The sequence below is a fragment of the Roseateles flavus genome (assembly GCF_039872765.1).
GTDB lineage: Bacteria > Pseudomonadota > Gammaproteobacteria > Burkholderiales > Burkholderiaceae_C > Roseateles_B > Roseateles_B flavus.
The window spans coordinates 205,710-222,507 of sequence record NZ_JBDPZC010000006.1 but is presented as its reverse complement, the minus strand read 5'-3'; the positions used below and the strand labels follow the sequence as shown (position 1 = coordinate 222,507).

The 16,798-nt window shown below is 66.9% G+C and carries 17 protein-coding genes; 15 read left to right on the top strand and 2 right to left on the bottom strand.

The window, feature by feature from the left end:
* Positions 1–15 precede the first annotated feature (15 nt).
* A complete protein-coding gene (locus tag ABDJ40_RS14290; RefSeq protein ID WP_347610780.1) occupies positions 16–1,218 on the bottom strand; it encodes an amino acid aminotransferase in 1,203 nt (400 codons plus the stop codon).
* 145 nt (positions 1,219–1,363) lie between these two features.
* Here ABDJ40_RS14290 and uvrB point away from each other — a divergent pair, with 145 nt between their 5' ends.
* The 10 genes from uvrB (at position 1,364) to tsaD (ending at position 10,727) form a co-directional block, all read left to right on the top strand.
* Entirely contained in the window at positions 1,364–3,478 is a 2,115-nt protein-coding gene (gene uvrB / locus ABDJ40_RS14285; RefSeq protein ID WP_347610778.1) for an excinuclease ABC subunit UvrB, read from the top strand.
* A 32-nt stretch (positions 3,479–3,510) separates the two neighbouring features.
* Positions 3,511–3,978: a low molecular weight protein-tyrosine-phosphatase gene (locus tag ABDJ40_RS14280; protein WP_347611081.1), complete on the top strand. Its 468-nt coding sequence runs from the start codon at positions 3,511–3,513 to the stop codon at positions 3,976–3,978.
* 187 nt (positions 3,979–4,165) lie between these two features.
* Positions 4,166–4,702: a Fe-S cluster assembly transcriptional regulator IscR gene (gene iscR / locus ABDJ40_RS14275; protein ID WP_269633040.1), complete on the top strand. Its 537-nt coding sequence runs from the start codon at positions 4,166–4,168 to the stop codon at positions 4,700–4,702.
* Positions 4,703–4,753: 51 nt separating this feature from the next.
* Positions 4,754–5,974 (top strand): IscS subfamily cysteine desulfurase, encoded by a 1,221-nt coding sequence (locus ABDJ40_RS14270; protein WP_269633039.1) that lies wholly within the window; start codon positions 4,754–4,756, stop codon positions 5,972–5,974.
* A 48-nt stretch (positions 5,975–6,022) separates the two neighbouring features.
* Positions 6,023–6,409, top strand: a complete 387-nt coding sequence (gene iscU / locus ABDJ40_RS14265) for a Fe-S cluster assembly scaffold IscU (RefSeq protein WP_183104587.1) — start codon at positions 6,023–6,025, stop codon at positions 6,407–6,409.
* A gap of 16 nt (positions 6,410–6,425) precedes the next feature.
* Positions 6,426–6,749: an iron-sulfur cluster assembly protein IscA gene (gene iscA, locus ABDJ40_RS14260; protein WP_183104588.1), complete on the top strand. Its 324-nt coding sequence runs from the start codon at positions 6,426–6,428 to the stop codon at positions 6,747–6,749.
* A 105-nt stretch (positions 6,750–6,854) separates the two neighbouring features.
* A complete protein-coding gene (gene hscB / locus ABDJ40_RS14255) occupies positions 6,855–7,376 on the top strand; it encodes a Fe-S protein assembly co-chaperone HscB (RefSeq protein WP_347610774.1) in 522 nt (173 codons plus the stop codon).
* Between the two features lie 71 nt (positions 7,377–7,447).
* Entirely contained in the window at positions 7,448–9,304 is a 1,857-nt protein-coding gene (hscA, locus tag ABDJ40_RS14250; RefSeq protein WP_347610772.1) for a Fe-S protein assembly chaperone HscA, read from the top strand.
* Positions 9,305–9,345: 41 nt separating this feature from the next.
* A complete protein-coding gene (gene fdx, locus ABDJ40_RS14245) occupies positions 9,346–9,684 on the top strand; it encodes an ISC system 2Fe-2S type ferredoxin (protein ID WP_183104591.1) in 339 nt (112 codons plus the stop codon).
* A 2-nt stretch (positions 9,685–9,686) separates the two neighbouring features.
* Positions 9,687–10,727 (top strand): tRNA (adenosine(37)-N6)-threonylcarbamoyltransferase complex transferase subunit TsaD, encoded by a 1,041-nt coding sequence (gene tsaD / locus ABDJ40_RS14240; RefSeq protein WP_347610769.1) that lies wholly within the window; start codon positions 9,687–9,689, stop codon positions 10,725–10,727.
* A gap of 33 nt (positions 10,728–10,760) precedes the next feature.
* Here the strand turns inward: tsaD and ABDJ40_RS14235 are convergent, their stop codons facing one another.
* Positions 10,761–11,204 (bottom strand): Hsp20/alpha crystallin family protein, encoded by a 444-nt coding sequence (locus tag ABDJ40_RS14235; protein WP_347610767.1) that lies wholly within the window; start codon positions 11,202–11,204, stop codon positions 10,761–10,763.
* Positions 11,205–11,623: 419 nt separating this feature from the next.
* On the opposite strand from ABDJ40_RS14235, the gene ABDJ40_RS14230 reads away from it, so the two are divergent.
* The 5 genes from ABDJ40_RS14230 (at position 11,624) to ABDJ40_RS14210 (ending at position 16,789) form a co-directional block, all read left to right on the top strand.
* Complete coding sequence (locus tag ABDJ40_RS14230; protein WP_347610765.1) at positions 11,624–11,815, top strand: hypothetical protein; 192 nt, start codon at positions 11,624–11,626, stop codon at positions 11,813–11,815.
* Between the two features lie 226 nt (positions 11,816–12,041).
* Positions 12,042–12,593 carry a DUF2244 domain-containing protein gene (locus tag ABDJ40_RS14225; protein ID WP_347610763.1) on the top strand — a complete coding sequence of 184 codons (552 nt, stop codon included), beginning with the start codon at positions 12,042–12,044 and terminating at the stop codon, positions 12,591–12,593.
* A 537-nt stretch (positions 12,594–13,130) separates the two neighbouring features.
* Positions 13,131–13,400, top strand: a complete 270-nt coding sequence (rpsO, locus tag ABDJ40_RS14220) for a 30S ribosomal protein S15 (RefSeq protein ID WP_183104596.1) — start codon at positions 13,131–13,133, stop codon at positions 13,398–13,400.
* Between the two features lie 230 nt (positions 13,401–13,630).
* Positions 13,631–15,757, top strand: a complete 2,127-nt coding sequence (pnp, locus tag ABDJ40_RS14215) for a polyribonucleotide nucleotidyltransferase (RefSeq protein WP_347610760.1) — start codon at positions 13,631–13,633, stop codon at positions 15,755–15,757.
* Positions 15,758–15,802: 45 nt separating this feature from the next.
* Positions 15,803–16,789: an NAD(P)H-quinone oxidoreductase gene (locus tag ABDJ40_RS14210; protein ID WP_347610758.1), complete on the top strand. Its 987-nt coding sequence runs from the start codon at positions 15,803–15,805 to the stop codon at positions 16,787–16,789.
* The last annotated feature ends 9 nt before the right edge of the window (positions 16,790–16,798 follow it).

Sequence of the window (16,798 nt, the reverse complement as noted above, 5' to 3'; positions counted from 1 at the left end):
GGCTGGTGACGGGGATCAGCCCTTGATCACGGCGGCCATTGCTGCTGCCACGGCCTTCAGGTTGCCCGGGTTCAGGGCGGCCACGCAGATGCGGCCAGAGTCCACGCCGTAGATGCCGAATTCGCCGCGCAGGCGCTGCATCTGGGTGGCATTGAGGCCGGAGTAGCTGAACATGCCCTTCTGGCGGGTCACGAAGCTGAGGTCCTGCTCGACGCCGGCTGCCTTCAGCTCCGTCACCAGGGCCTCCCGCATGGCGCGGATGCGAGTGCGCATGCCCGCCAGCTCTTCCTCCCACAGGCTGCGCAGGGCGGGGGTGGACAGCACGGTGGCCACGACCTGGGCACCATGAGTCGGCGGATTGCTGTAATTGGTGCGGATGACGATCTTCAGCTGGCTCAGCACGCGGCCGGCTTCTTCGCTGCTGGCGCAGACCACGCTCAGCGCGCCCACGCGCTCACCGTACAGCGAGAAGCTCTTGGAGAAGCTGGTGGAGACGAAGAAGTCCAGGCCGGCGGCCAGGAACTGCTGAATCACGGCGCCGTCCTCGGCGATGCCTTCGCCGAAGCCCTGGTAGGCCATGTCCAGGAAGGGCACCAGGCCGCGGGCCTTGACCACCTCAACCACCTGGGTCCACTGGGCCGGCGTCAGGTCATAGCCGGTGGGGTTGTGGCAGCAGGCGTGCAGCACGACCACGGTGCCGGCCTTGGCCTCCTGCAGATCGGCCAGCATGGCCTCGGCCTTGATGCCGCGGTTCTCGGCGTCGTAGTAGGCATAGGTGCCGACCTGGAAGCCGGCATTGGTGAACAGGGCGCGGTGGTTCTCCCAGCTGGGATCGGAGATCAGCACGCGGGCCGAGGGGTTCAGGCGCTTCAGGAAGTCGGCGCCGATCTTCAGGCCGCCGGTGCCGCCCAGGGCCTGCACCGTGGCGACGCGCTTGCCCTTCACCACCTCGGAATCCGCACCGAAGACCAGGCCCTGCACGGCGAGGTCGTAGGCGGCGATGCCGTCGATGGGCAGATAGCCGCGCGCCTTGGGCGCCTCCAGCATCTGGCGCTCGGCTTCAGCCACGCAGCGCAGCAGGGGCAGCTTGCCGTTCTCGTCGTAGTAGACGCCGACGCCGAGATTCACCTTCTTCGGGTTGGTGTCGGCATTGAATTGCTCGTTGAGACCCAGGATGGGGTCGCGGGGGGCCATTTCGACGGCGGCGAACAGGGACATGGGGCTTTCCTGACAGGACGGTGGCATGAGGCTCGCGGGTGCTTCGCTGCGAGCGGAAGCGGTCTGCGCTACGCTGTCGGGTTCGAGGCGCTGCCAGACCCTGGAATTCTAGGGGCCGCGGGCGTCCAATCTCAGGGAATCCCCGATGTCCAGCTCCGCCATTGCCCCCGACGCCCCCGAGGAAAACGACGACTTGCCCAAGGGTGAATTCGTCACATTCGAAGGCTCGCCGTTCCAGCTCTTCCAGCCTTTCCCGCCAGGCGGGGACCAGCCCACGGCGATCGCACAACTGGTCGAAGGCATACACGATGGCCTCAGTTTCCAGACCCTGCTCGGGGTGACAGGGTCGGGCAAGACCTTCACGATGGCCAATGTGATCGCCCGCCTGGGGCGGCCGGCCATCGTCTTCGCCCACAACAAGACCCTGGCGGCCCAGCTCTACAGCGAGATGCGGGAGTTCTTCCCCAGGAACGCCGTCGAGTACTTCGTCAGCTACTACGACTACTACCAGCCCGAGGCCTATGTGCCCCAGCGCGACCTTTTCATCGAGAAGGACAGCGCGATCAACGAGCAGATCGAGCAGCTGCGCCTGTCCTGCACCAAGAGTCTGCTCGAGCGGCGGGACGTGGTGATCGTGGCCTCGGTCTCGGCGATCTACGGCATCGGCAACCCCAGCGACTACCACCAGATGGTCATGACGCTGCGCGTGGGGGACACCATGGGCCAGCGTGACGTCATCGCCCAGTTGATCCGCATGCAGTACCAGCGCAACGAGATGGAGTTCCAGCGCGGGCACTTCCGTGTGCGCGGCGACACCATCGACGTCTTCCCGGCCGAGCATTCCGAGCTGGCGCTGCGCATCGAGCTCTTCGATGACGAGGTCGAGACCCTGCAGCTCTTCGACCCGCTCACCGGCCAGATCCGGCAGAAGATCCCGCGTTTCACCGTCTACCCCTCCAGCCATTACGTGACGCCCCGCGAGCGGGTGCTGGCTGCGGTGGAGACCATCAAGGAGGAGCTGCGCGAGCGCGTGGGGCAGTTCATTGCCGACGGCAAGCTGGTGGAGGCTCAGCGCATCGAGCAGCGCACCCGCTTCGACCTGGAGATGCTCACCGAGGTGGGCCATTGCAAGGGCATCGAGAACTACACGCGGCATCTGTCCCAGGCCGCGCCGGGGGAGCCGCCGCCCACGCTGGTCGACTACCTGCCGCCCGACGCCATCATGTTCGTCGACGAGAGCCACGTGACCCTGGGCCAGTTCGGCGGCATGTACAACGGCGACCGTGCACGCAAGACCACGCTGGTGGAGTTCGGCTTCCGCCTGCCCTCGGCCCTGGACAACCGCCCGCTGAAGTTCCAGGAATTCGAGCGCAAGATGCGCCAGGCCGTCTTTGTGTCCGCCACGCCGGCGGACTACGAGAAGCAGCATGCCGGCCAGGTGGTCGAGCAGGTGGTGCGCCCCACGGGCCTGGTGGACCCCATCGTCGAGGTGCGCCCCGCGACCCATCAGGTGGATGACGTGCTGCAGGAGATTCGCGACCGGGTCGACGTCGGCGAGCGGGTGCTGATCACCACCCTGACCAAGCGCATGGCGGAGCAGCTCACCGACTACCTCAGCGACAACGGCGTCAAGGTCCGCTACATGCACTCGGACGTGGACACCGTGGAGCGCGTGGAGATCCTGCGCGACCTGCGCCTGGGCGCCTTCGACGTGCTGGTGGGCATCAACCTGCTGCGGGAAGGCCTGGACATCCCCGAGGTGTCCCTCGTGGCCATCCTGGATGCCGACAAGGAAGGCTTTCTGCGCTCCGAGCGCAGCCTGATCCAGACCATCGGCCGTGCGGCACGCAACCTGAACGGCAAGGCCATCCTGTATGCGGACAGGATCACCGACTCCATGCGCCGGGCCATCGACGAGACCGAGCGCCGCCGCGCCAAGCAGGTGGCCTTCAACACCGAGCACGGCATCGTGCCGCGAGGCGTGCGCAAGCGCATCCGCGACCTCATCGACGGTGTCTACTCCGACAAGGGCGGCAAGGACGACCAGAAGCTGGGCATGGTGGAGGAGCTCGAGGAACTGAGCGAGAAGGATCTCAGTAAGCGCATCACCCAGCTGGAGAAACAGATGCTGGAGCACGCCCGCAACCTCGAGTTCGAGAAGGCCGCCCGCGTGCGCGACCAGCTGGCGCAGCTGCGCGAACAGGTCTTTGGCGGGGCCCACCACGACAACGTCGTGCCCATCGACACCGGGCGCAAATGAAGGCGGGGCAGCAGCGAGGGCTGTCAGTGCTGATGGTCTGCACAGGCAACATCTGCCGCTCGCCGACGGCCGAGGGCGTGCTGCAGCACCATCTGCAGGCGCTGGGCCTGGCGCACAGGGTGCGGGTGGATTCGGCCGGCATCCAGGCTTGGCACACGGGTGAGGCCCCCGATCCGCGCAGTCAGGCTCACGCCAGTCGGCGCGGCTACGATCTCTCCGCTCAGCGCGCCCGGGCCGTGCAGGCGCTTGATTTCGAGCAAGCCGACCTCATCCTGGCCATGGACCGCGGCCACCTCCGGGCGCTGCAACAGCGTTGCCCGACGGGCCAGCGGCACAAGCTGGAGCTGCTGCTGGACCATGCGCCGGGCCTTGGCGGGCAGGACGTGCCGGACCCGTACTACGGGGGCGCTGACGCCTTTGAGGCAGTGCTGGACCTGGTCGAGGCAGCCTGCGAGCCTTTGGCCAGGGCGCTGGCTGAACGGCTGCCACAAGGCTGCTGAGCACAGGGCCAGGGCACTGAAAGCCCTTCAAAGCCAGGGCTTTTCTGCTGCAGTGCAGCGACCGGCGGATGAAGCTCCCGATAATTGAGTAAAATGCTCGGAAATAGGCCAGGGTTAACCCAGAATTCCTTTGGGTTCTGCCTGGTGTCCGAGCAGGCTCATGGTCGAAAGGCCGAAGGAGAGTTGCATGCGTCTTACCACCAAAGGTCGTTTCGCCGTCACCGCGATGATTGACTTGGCTCTGCGTGAAAACAGCGGCCCGGTCGCCTTGGCGGCCATCAGTCAGCGGCAGCAGATTTCCCTCTCCTACCTGGAGCAGCTGTTCGGGAAGCTGCGCCGGCATGAGCTGGTCGAGAGCACCCGCGGCCCCGGCGGCGGCTATTCCCTCGGTCGCAAGTCCGACGAGATCACCGTGGCGGACATCATCGTCGCCGTGGACGAACCCATCGATGCCACCGGCTGCGGTGGCAAGGAAAACTGTATGGGAGAGGACACCGGCCGCTGCATCACGCACGAGCTCTGGACCAGCCTCAACGCCAAGATGATCGAGTACCTGGATTCCGTCTCGCTGCGCAAGCTGGTGGACGACCAGCTCGCCAAGGGCGTGACCATCGAGGAAGCGCCGATCAAGCGTGCCATCTCCTCGGCGCCCGTGGTGAAGCCCATCCGCATCACCGCCCCGAATTCCGTCTTCGCCCTGGGCAACAGCGCCCTGACGAAGTAAGCCATTTCCCGAAATTTCCTGCTAGCCAGCCCCCGTCGCCAGCCCCTCACCATGGACATGACCCCTCATTTCCCCATCTATCTGGACTATGGCGCGACCACCCCGGTCGATCCGCGCGTCGTGGACGCCATGATCCCCTGGTTGCGCGAGCATTTCGGCAATGCCGCCTCGCGCAGTCATGCCTGGGGTTGGGAAGCCGAGGCGGCCAATGAGAAGGCCCGCGAGCAGGTCGCGGCCCTGATCGGCGCCGACCCTCGCGAGATCGTCTGGACCTCCGGCGCGACGGAGTCCAACAACCTCGCGCTGAAGGGCGCCGCCCACTTCTACCAGTCCCGCGGCAAGCACATCATCACCGTGAAGACCGAGCACAAGGCCGTGCTGGATGTGTGCCGCGAGCTGGAGCGCCAGGGTTTCGAGGTGACGTACCTCGATGTCCAGGAAAATGGCCTGGTCGACCTGGAGGCCTTCAAGGCCGCCCTGCGCCCGGACACCATCCTGGCCTCGGTCATGTTCGTCAACAACGAGATCGGCGTGATCCAGGACATCCCCACGCTCGGCGCCCTGTGCCGTGAGCGGGGCGTGATCTTCCACGTCGACGCCGCGCAGGCCACCGGCAAGGTGGACATCGACCTGGCCACGCTCCCCGTGGACCTGATGAGCCTGGCTTCGCACAAGACCTACGGTCCCAAGGGCATCGGCGCCCTTTATGTGCGCCGCAAGCCGCGCATCCGTATCGAGGCGCAGATGCACGGTGGCGGGCATGAGCGCGGCATGCGCTCCGGCACCTTGCCCACGCACCAGATCGTGGGCATGGGCGAGGCCTTCCGCATCGCCAAGGAAGAGATGGGCGCCGAGCGCGAGCGCATTCGCGGCTTGCAGCAACGCCTGCTGCGCGGCCTGTCGGACGTCGAACAAGTGTTCGTCAACGGCGATCTCGAGCGCCGTGTGCCGCACAACCTGAACATGTCCTTCAATTTCGTGGAGGGTGAGTCCTTGATCATGGGCATCAAGGGCATCGCCGTGTCCTCGGGCTCGGCCTGCACTTCGGCCAGCCTCGAGCCCAGCTATGTGCTGCGCGCTCTGGGTCGCAGCGACGAGCTGGCCCATTCCTCCCTGCGCATGACCTTCGGCCGCTTCACGACCGAGGCGGACATCGACTACGCCATCGACACCATCCGCCAGAACGTGGCCAAGCTGCGCGAACTCTCGCCGCTGTGGGAGATGTACCAGGACGGCGTGGACCTCAGCACCATCCAGTGGGCCGCCCACTGAGCGCTGCACCGAGGCAGTTCCAGACATACAGATCGTTGGAGAGATACCATGGCATACAGCGAAAAGGTCGTTGACCACTACGAAAACCCCCGCAACGTCGGCTCCTTCGAGAAGGGCGATGACACCGTGGGCACCGGCATGGTGGGCGCACCTGCCTGCGGCGACGTGATGAAGCTGCAGATCAAGGTCAACCCGGCCACGGGCCTGATCGAGGACGCCAAGTTCAAGACCTACGGCTGCGGCTCCGCCATTGCCTCCAGCTCCCTGGTGACCGAGTGGGTCAAGGGAAAGAGCCTGGACCAGGCCCTGTCCATCAAGAACACGCAGATCGCCGAGGAACTGGCGCTGCCGCCGGTGAAGATCCATTGCTCCATCCTGGCCGAGGACGCCATCAAGGCAGCCGTGGACGACTACCGCGCCAAGCACGGCAACTGAGCAAGGACGAGCGACGATGGCAGTCACCCTGACCGAAGCCGCCGCACGCCATGTGACGCGCTACATCTCCAAGCGTGGCAAGGGCGTGGGCGTGCGACTGGGCGTCAAGACCACGGGCTGCTCGGGCCTGGCCTACAAGCTGGAATATGCCGACGAGATCGCCCCTGAAGACGTGATCTTCGAGGGCCACGGCGTGAAGGTGCTGGTCGATCCCAAGAGCCTGCCCTACCTTGACGGCACGGAGCTGGACTTTGTGCGCGAGGGCCTCAACGAAGGCTTCAAGTTCCGCAACCCGCGCGAGAAGGATCGCTGCGGCTGCGGTGAATCCTTCCGGGTCTGAGCACCCGGGCAGGTTGGCAAGGGCGCGGGCGATCTCGCGCCTTTTGTGCTTCAGGTGCCAGGCACGGCGCGGGCTGCTGGCAGGGCTGATGGAAGGAATGGATGCATGAATCTCGCTGACGACGATTTCGCGCTGTTCGGCCTTGTGCCGCGCTTTGCGCAGTCCCGCGATGAGATCGAGTCGCGCTGGAAGGCCTTGGCCGCCCAGGTCCACCCGGACCGCTATGCCAGCGAAGGCGCGGCCGCCCAGCGCCGCGCCATGCAGTGGGCGCTGAGGGTCAACGAGGCCCATCAGCGCCTGCGCGATCCGCTCAAGCGTGCCGCCTATCTCTGCGAACTGCGCGGCGCAGCCCTGAAGGAACATGAGAACACCCGCATGCCGGCCAGCTTCCTGATGGAGCAGATGGCATGGCGTGAGGCCCTCGATGAAGCCCAGACGCTGGAGGCCGTGCAGTCCCTGGATGCCGAGGTCGCGGATCGCGAGACCGAGCTGCTGCGCGAGGCGGGCCGCCTGCTGGACGAGCAGGGCGATGCCGAGGCCGCCGCCCACTGCGTGCGTGCCCTGATGTTCGTCGCCCGCTTCCGCTCCGATATCGACCGCCGGCTCGAAGCCCTGGAACAATACTGAGTCGGCCCTCGCCCCCGTGCCTCACGTGCATTGCTGTCCACAACAAGAACAAACCTGATCCCCTGACCTCCATGGCCCTGCTGCAGATCTCCGAACCCGGCGCCTCGCCCAATCCGCACGAGCGTCGCATCGCCGTGGGCATCGACCTCGGTACCACGCATTCCCTGGTGGCCGCCGTGCGCCACGGCGTGGCGGAGTGCCTGCCAGATGACGAAGGGCGCGTGATCCTGCCCTCGGCCGTGCGCTACCTCGAAGGCGGCCGCCGCCAGATCGGTGCGGCGGCCTTGGCGGCACAGGCGGAGGATCCGCTCAACACCATCGTCTCGGTGAAGCGTTTCATGGGCCGCGGCGTCCAGGACGTCCAGGGCCGCGAGAAGCTCCCCTACCAGTTCGAGGACACGCCGGGCATGCTCAGCCTGCTGACGCGCGAAGGTCCCAAGACGCCGGTGGAGGTGTCCGCCGAGATCCTTGCCACCTTGCGCTACCGGGCCGAGGACACGTTTGCGGACGACCTCTTCGGCGCCGTGATCACCGTCCCCGCCTATTTCGACGACGCCCAGCGTCAGGCCACCAAGGACGCCGCACAGCTGGCCGGCCTCAAGGTGCTGCGCCTGATCAACGAGCCCACCGCGGCCGCCATCGCCTACGGCCTGGACAACGGCGCCGAGGGCCTCTATGCGGTCTATGACCTGGGCGGCGGCACCTTCGACATTTCCCTGCTGCGCCTGACCCGCGGCGTCTTCGAGGTGGTGGCCACGGGCGGCGATGCAGCTCTGGGCGGCGACGACTTCGACCATGCGCTGGCCGACTGGGCTCTGGCCCAGGCAGGCTTCAAACTCAGCACCCCCCATGACAAGCGTGCCGTGCTGGTGGCCGCGCGAGCGGCCAAGGAGCAGCTCTCTGCCGAGACCCAGGTGCAGCTGCAGGCCACCCTCGACGCGGGCCAACTGGACGTGGCGGTGAGCCGCGAGCAGTTCCAGTCCCTCACCAAGCCTCTGGTCGACCGCACCCTGGCTTCCGTGCGCCGCGTGCTGCGCGACGCCCGCGTCAAGCCGGATGAAGTGCAGGGCACGGTGATGGTGGGCGGTTCCACCCGCATGCCGGCGGTGCGCGCCGCGGTGAGCCAGCTCTTCGGTCGCGAGGTGCTGACCAACCTGAACCCGGACGAGGTCGTGGCCCTCGGTGCGGCCGTGCAGGCCAACCAGCTGGCCGGCAACTCTGCCGATGGCGAGATCCTGCTGCTGGACGTGATTCCCCTGTCCCTGGGTCTCGAGACCATGGGCGGCCTGGTGGAGCGCGTGATCGAGCGCAACGCCACCATCCCCATCGCCAAGGCCCAGGACTTCACGACCTTCAAGGACGGCCAGACCGCCATGGCCATCCACGTGCTGCAGGGCGAGCGCGAGCTGGTGAGCGAGTGCCGCTCGCTGGCGCGCTTCGAGCTGCGCGGCATCCCGCCGATGGCAGCTGGTGCGGCGCGCATCCGCGTCAGTTTCCAGGTGGATGCCGACGGCCTGCTGAGCGTCTCGGCCAAGGAGCTGGGCTCCGGCGTGGAGGCGGCCGTGCAGGTCAAGCCCAGCTATGGCTTGGCGGACGAGCAGATCGCCCAGATGCTCAAGGACGGCTTCGCCAGCGCCGAGGCCGACATGCAGGCCCGCAGCCTGCGCGAGGCCCAGGTGGAGGCCGAGCGCATGCACCTGGCGACGCTGTCCGCGCTGGCGGCAGACGGTGACCTGCTCCATGCGGGCGAGCGTGTCGAGATCGAGGCCCTGCTCGCGGCCCTTCAGACCCTGGCGGCCGGTGACGATGCCGCGGCCATCACCGAGGGCGTGGAGCGGCTCGCCAAGGGCACCGAGGCCTTTGCGGCCGCCCGCATGAACCGTGGCATCCAGCAGGCCCTGGCCGGCCGCAGCATCGACCAGATGTGAGTGCTGCGCCTGCCCCCTGAACAGAACATCGAGAGACCGTCATGCCCATCATCAAGATCCTGCCCCATGCCGAGTACTGCCCCGAGGGCGCCGAGGTGAGCGCGCCTGCGGGCACGTCCATCTGCGAGGCCCTGCTGGACAACGGCATCGAGATCGAACATGCCTGCGACCAGGTCTGCGCCTGCACCACCTGCCATGTGATCGTGCGTGAGGGCTTTGCCTCGCTGTCCGAGATGGAGGAGGGCGAGGAGGACATGCTGGACCGTGCCTGGGGTCTGGAACCCAATTCGCGACTGTCCTGCCAGGCCATCCTGGGCCAGAAGGACGTGTCGGTCGAGATTCCCAAGTACTCGATCAACCACGCCAAGGAAAAGCACTGAGCATGCGGGTCCTGGGCTTTGAATCCTCCTGCGACGAGACCGGGGTGGCCCTGGTCGAGCTCCCTCCGGCCGGGCAGCCTGGCATGCCGAAGCTGCTGGCCCAGGCGCTGCACAGCCAGATCGCCATGCATCAGGCCTATGGCGGCGTGGTGCCTGAGCTGGCCTCGCGGGACCATATCCGCCGCGTGCTGCCGTTGAGCCGCGAGGTCCTGGCGCAGGCCCAGCTGGGCCTGCAGGACGTGGACGTGATCGCCTACACCGAGGGGCCAGGTCTTGCTGGGGCTCTGCTGGTGGGGGCGGGCGTGGCCGTGTCGCTGGCCGCGGCGCTGGGCAAGCCCGCCGTGGGCGTGCATCACCTGGAGGGCCACCTGCTGTCGCCCTTTCTCTCGGCCGATCCGCCGGAGTTCCCTTTCGTCGCACTGCTGGTTTCGGGCGGGCATACCCAGCTGATGCGGGTGGACGAAGTCGGCCAGTACGAAATCCTGGGCGAGACGATCGACGACGCCGCGGGGGAAGCCTTCGACAAGAGCGCGAAGCTGCTCGGGCTGCCCTATCCCGGCGGTCCGCATCTCTCGAAGCTGGCGGAGCAGGGCAGGGCGGATGCCTTTGAGCTGCCGCGCCCCCTGCTGCACAGCGGCAAGCCGGACTTCAGCTTCGCCGGTCTCAAGACCGCCGTGCTGACACAGGTCAAGAAGCTGGGCGACGCCCCCAGCGAGCAGCAGCGCGCCGATCTGGCGGCCAGCACGCAGGCCGCCATCGTCGAGGTGCTGGTGAAGAAGTCGCTGCTGGCGCTGCGGAACACCGGCCTCAAGCGCCTGGTGGTGGCGGGCGGCGTGGGTGCCAACGCCTTGTTGCGGACCGAGCTGAATACGGCCTGCGTGAAGCGCGGCGTGCGGGTGCATTACCCGGAGCTGAGCCTGTGCACCGACAACGGCGCCATGATCGCCATGGCCGCCGCCATGCGGCTGCAGCGCGGCACGGCTCGCCTGCGCGAGGACGGCGGCTTCGGCGTGCGGCCACGCTGGGACTTGTCGGCTGCCTGAGCCTGGGGCCCGGCAGCCGCGCTCATCCCCGCATCAGCTGACCGTCAGGCGGGCACCGCCCTTGGCCTGGCGCTTGGCCAGGGTCAGCGTCAGCACGCCATGCTCCATGCGTGCGCTGGAGTCTGACTCGCTGATCTCCTGCGGCAGGCTGAAGCTGCGCGAGAAGCGGGACACCGAACGCTCACGGTACAGCACGCGCTCGCCGTCCTTCTTCTCCTCATCCTTGTTCTGTTCGGCCTCGACACTGATGCGACGACCATCCACGGTGATCTTCACCGCTTCCTTGGGCACACCCGGCATCTCGAGCTTCACGGTGTAGGCACTGTCGGTTTCGCTGACGTCCAGCGCGGGGCTGCGCAGCGCCTGACTCAGTTCGCGAGCGTCCTGGCCGAAGACATTGCCGAAGCTGTCGTCGAACAGGCGTTCCAGGCTGCGGGACAGGTCATGGGCTTGGCGGGAAGTGGGCACGAGAAACATAGGGCCTCCTGATGGCTGGGTTCAAGGTTCGGGGGCTGTCCCCATGCAGCCAACTTATGAGTCCTGGCCGTGCTTTCAAGGGCCTGGCGCGTTGCGCACAACGATTTTTTGAGCTGCGGCAGCAAAGGCTGGCGAAGCCCTTGAAAAGGCAGGAATGGCGCTCACATGCGCCAGCTTAGCCATGATGAAAGCGGCGGCATGCAAGGGCCGCCAATGCCTGCCAGGGTGCATGGGCACGCGTTCGTGGCCTCGCGGCGACTTCTGAATGTTTGAAGCTGCAAGCCTTGCCAGATCGGGCAGTGCTTGCGGCAACAAGAGGCACGCACGGCGCTTCGAGGTGCATGGGAACGCAGGCATAGGCATTGCCCGAGGAGGGCGTCGGCAGTCGCCGATTCCCTCAACTTCACAGGAGTACGACCATGCCCACGCAAACCCCGAACCCCTCAGGCCAGCGCAATGACGCGGGCGCTTCGCGAGGCCAGGACCCGCAGCGCAAGCAGGACGACCAGCGCGGCCACCAGGCCAGCCGTGACGAAGAGAGCAGCCGTCGCCAGGAAAGCCCCAGCCGTGACAAGGGCGTGACGCGCGACGACGCCAATCGCCAGCGCTGATCCCGCACAGGCCGCGGCCCGGCACTTGGCGGCCTGCGGCCTTTTGGCCTTCTTCTTGCCTGCGATTCCATGTGCCATAGGTCCTCTTGCGCTTCTTGACCCATCCCCGACGCCTTGAAGTCGCGGACCTGTCGCTCGAACAGTGCGTCATCGACCCAAGGGGCGTCGGCGCGTTGCGGGCGGCCGAGTTTTTCTGAGGCGGGCTTCCCGTCCGATCGGAGCAATGATGCCGAGCGCGTCCGCCCCGGCTTGGCCGACCTCACCCGCGGCGCCTGAGCCGCCACGGCGCTGGAAGCTGGGGCGCAACGGCTCCCTGCGGCCCCTCCAGCTGCTCGCGGGCTGTGCGCTGCCTTGCGCCCTCGGCCTGGTGGCCGGCCTCGGCTTCGCGGCCTATGGCAGCCCTTGGCCCCTGGTCTTTGCCCTGCTGCAGACGGTAGCGATGGCCCTGGCCTTTGCGCAGCATGCGCGCCATGGAGCGGATCGTGCAGTGCTGACGCTGCGGCATGGCTGGCTGGAGGTGGCCAAGAGACGCGGGTCGCGACTGAGCGTCGTCAACCTGCCACTGGCCTGCTTGGGAATGCAGGTGGATGCGCGAGGCTTGCGCCTCGAATGCGGCACGGCGAGGGTCCGGATCCAGGGCTATGCGACACCGGCCGCCTGTGCGGCGGTGCTGCGCGAGCTGGAGCAGGCCCGCAGTGCCGCCGCGAACGTCGCCTCACGGGGTCAGAGCAGGGCGCCTGCAGGCCCGCAGCGCCGGCCCGTTTCCCCGGCGCTCTAGAAAGCCCCCTGGGCCTCGCCGCGCCGAGCACCGCACCGCCTGCTCCAGGGCCGAGGCGCGGGTGGCCGGCTCGCTCTTCGCGTTGTTCGCTGGCTTCCACGGCTGGGTGCCAAAGTGGACGGGGTTGACGGACTGCGCGCGGCATGGCCAGGGTCACTTCAGGGGCTCACTGCTGAGCTTCAGTGCAGTTCTGCGCGGCGCCCCCGCCCTGCTGTGCCCCTGGGGAGGGGCGGAGCGGCTGCCGTGAGCGCCGCCGTCACCGGCCCCTGGCGTGGCTTCGAGACGCTGCCCGTGCCGGACGCACCGGTCGTGCGGGTGCCGGGCTCGCCGCTGATGCACGGGCGGGTGGCTGGCTTGCCCCTGCTCAAGTGCGCTATACTCCGGCGGTTTCGCGTCTTCCCTTTGCCTTTTGTGGAAGAGGAGAGGCGGAATCTCAGCACGGCATGGGTAGGTTTCACCTGTGTCCGCAAGTCCAGAACCGGAAACCGTCTGCGTGGGTCTGTCCTGCCAGCGGCTTCCCCTTTGAAGGAACGCATCATGGCAGTCGCCGATCTGAACAAGGCCGAAATCGTCAAGGCCAACGCACGCAGCGCCAACGACACGGGCTCCCCCGAAGTCCAAGTGGCCCTGCTGACCGCTCGCATCAACGAGCTGACCCCCCACTTCAAGACCCACGCCAAGGACCACCACGGCCGTCGCGGTCTGCTGAAGATGGTCAACCAGCGCAAGAGCCTGCTGGCCTACCTGAAGAACAAGGACGCGGCTCGCTACACCGCCCTGATCCAGAAGCTGGGCCTGCGCAAGTAATTCGCCCATGACACCAAAGAGCCTGTCTGGACTTTCAAGCCAGCACAGGCTCTTTGTTTTTTGTTGTTCGCTGTTGGAGTCGAGCTGACGTGGCGGATGTGTCATTCCAAGGCGGTTTGCAGGGCTGAAGCCCTGAGCAAATCACCCTGGAATGGCATCGCGCCAGACTCAGCCCCACTCCCGGTTTCGCAGTGCGCCGCAAGCACTGTTTTGTAATCCAGGAGATGCACATGAGCATGTTCAACAAGGTCACCAAGACCTTCCAATGGGGCCCCCACACCGTCACCATGGAGACCGGCGAGATCGCCCGTCAATCCACCGGTGCCGTGCTGGTGAACATCGATGACACCGTGGTGCTGGCCACGGTCGTCGCCAAGAACGAACCCAAGCCCGGCCAGGACTTCTTCCCCCTGACCGTCGACTACATCGAGAAGACCTACGCCGCCGGCAAGATCCCCGGCAGCTTCTTCAAGCGTGAAGGCCGCCCCAGCGAGCTGGAGACCCTGACCAGCCGCCTGATCGACCGCCCCATCCGCCCGCTGTTCCCCGAAGGCTTCTTCAATGAAGTGCAAGTCGTGGTGCACGTGGTGTCCTTGAACCCCGAAGTCCAGGCCGACATCGCCGCCATGATCGCCACCAGCGCTGCGCTGGCCGTCTCCGGCATCCCCTTCAATGGCCCCATCGGTGCCGCCCGCGTGGGCTACATCAACGGCGAGTACGTGCTGAACCCGGGCAAGACCCAGCTGACCGAGTCCAAGATGGACCTGGTGGTGGCTGGCACCGAAGCCGCCGTGCTGATGGTCGAGTCCGAAGCCGACCAGCTCAGCGAAGACATCATGCTGGGCGCTGTGGTCTACGGCCACCAGCAAGGCCAGATCGCCATCAACGCGATCCACGAGCTGGTGAAGGAAGCCGGCAAGCCCGTGTGGAACTGGACCGCGCCCGCCAAGGACGAGCCCTTCATCGCCAAGGTCACCGGCCTGGCTGAAGAGGCCCTGCGTGCCGCCTACCAGATCCGTTCCAAGCAGGCCCGTACCCAGGCCTGCCGCGAGGCCTATGCCAAGGTCAAGGACGCCCTGACCGCTGAAGGCGTGGCCTTCGACAGCGTCGAAGTGGACGGCCTGCTGTTCGAGATCGAAGCCCGCATCGTGCGCAGCCAGATCCTGGCCGGCGAGCCCCGCATCGACGGTCGCGACACCCGTACCGTGCGCCCCATCGAGATCCGCTCCGGCGTGCTGCCGCGTGCTCACGGCTCCTCGCTGTTCACCCGTGGTGAGACGCAGGCCCTGGTCGCAGCCACCCTGGGCACCGAGCGTGATTCCCAGACCATCGACGCGCTGGCCGGCGAGTACAGCGAGCGCTTCATGCTGCACTACAACATGCCCCCGTTCGCCACCGGCGAGACCGGCCGCGTGGGCAGCCCCAAGCGCCGCGAGATCGGCCATGGCCGTCTGGCCAAGCGCGCCCTGGTGGCCGTGCTGCCGACCAAGGAAGAGTTCCCGTACTCCATCCGCGTGGTCTCCGAGATCACCGAGTCCAACGGCTCCTCCTCGATGGCTTCCGTTTGCGGCGGCTGCCTGTCGCTGATGGACGCCGGCGTGCCCCTGAAGGCCCACGTGGCCGGCATCGCCATGGGCCTGATCAAGGACGGCAACCGCTTCGCCGTGCTGACGGACATCCTGGGTGACGAAGATCACCTGGGCGACATGGACTTCAAGGTGGCCGGCACGACCGGTGGCATCACCGCCCTGCAGATGGACATCAAGATCCAGGGCATCACCAAGGAAATCATGCAGGTCGCGCTGGCTCAGGCCAAGGAAGCCCGCCTGCACATCCTGGGTGCCATGGTCGACGCCGTCGGCGGCGCCAAGACCGAGGTGTCGCAGTTCGCTCCGCGTCTGTACACCATGAAGATCAACCCCGAGAAGATCCGCGACGTGATCGGCAAGGGCGGCGCCACCATCCGTGCGCTGACCGAAGAGACCGGCACCCAGATCGACATCGGCGAAGACGGCACCATCACCATCGCCTCCACCGACGCCGACCGCGCTGCCGCTGCCAAGAAGCGCATCGAGGAAATCACCGCCGAAGTGGAAGTGGGCAAGGTCTACGAAGGCCCCATCACCAAGATCCTGGACTTCGGTGCCCTGGTGAACCTGCTGCCCGGCAAGGACGGCCTGCTGCACATCAGCCAGATCGCCCACCAGCGCGTCGAGAAGGTCACGGACTTCCTGAAGGAAGGCCAAGTGGTCAAGGTCAAGGTCCTGGAGACCGACGAAAAGGGCCGCATCAAGCTGTCGATGAAGGCCCTGATCGACCGCGATGCTGCTCCTGCCGCCGAGCCCGCTGGCGAGTAATTGCCAGCCGGACGACGTCCTCCTGCATTGATCGAGCCCAGCGGCATGCGCGCCATCGCCATCAGCCAGCCCGGCGGACCCGAGGTCCTGCAGCTGCAGACCCTGCCCGAGCCTCAGGCCGGGGCAGGGGAGTGCCTCATCGCGGTCGAGGCCTATGGCATCAACCGCCCTGATGTGCTGCAGCGCAAGGGTGCCTATCCGCCGCCGGTGGGTGCCAGCCCCTTGCCGGGGCTGGAGGTGGCGGGCCGCATCGTTTCGGGTGACGAGGCGGCGCTGGCCGCTGCGGGCCTGCGCGTGGGCGATGCCGTCTGCGCGCTGGTGGCCGGTGGCGGCTATGCCGAGCGCTGTGTGGCGCCCGTCGAGCAATGCCTGCCTGTGCCTGAGGGCTGGAGCATGGCCGAGGCGGCCAGCCTGCCGGAGACCTTCTTCACCGTGTGGAGCAATGTCTTCGAGCGGGCCTCGCTGAAGGCCGGCGAAAGCATCCTCGTCCATGGCGGCAGCAGCGGCATCGGCGTTACCGCCATCCAGCTGGCCAAGGCCTTCGGTGCCCGCGTCCTCGTGACCGTGGGCAGCTCGGCCAAGGCCCAGGCCTGCCTGCAGCTGGGTGCGGACGTCGCCATCAACTACCGCGAGCAGGACTTCGTCGCGGAGGTGAAGGCGGCCACGCAGGGGCGGGGTGTGGACGTCATCCTGGACATGGTCGCGGGTGATTACGTGGCCCGCGGCGTGCAGTGCCTGGCCGATGATGGCCGCATGGTCATCATCGCGGTGCAGGGCGGGGTCAAGGCTGAGTTCGATGCGGGTCAGGTCTTGCGTCGCCGCTTGACGATCAGCGGCTCGACCCTGCGTCCGCGCTCTCTGGCCTTCAAGGCGGGCATCGCCCGTGCCTTGAAGGAGCGGGTGTGGCCCCTGCTGGCCTCGCGCACGATTGCGCCGGTCATCTATCAACAACTGCCTGCCGACCAGGCGGCGCAAGCCCATGCCCTGATGGAATCGGGCGAGCATGTGGGCAAGATCGTCCTGGTCTGGTGAGTTTCACGA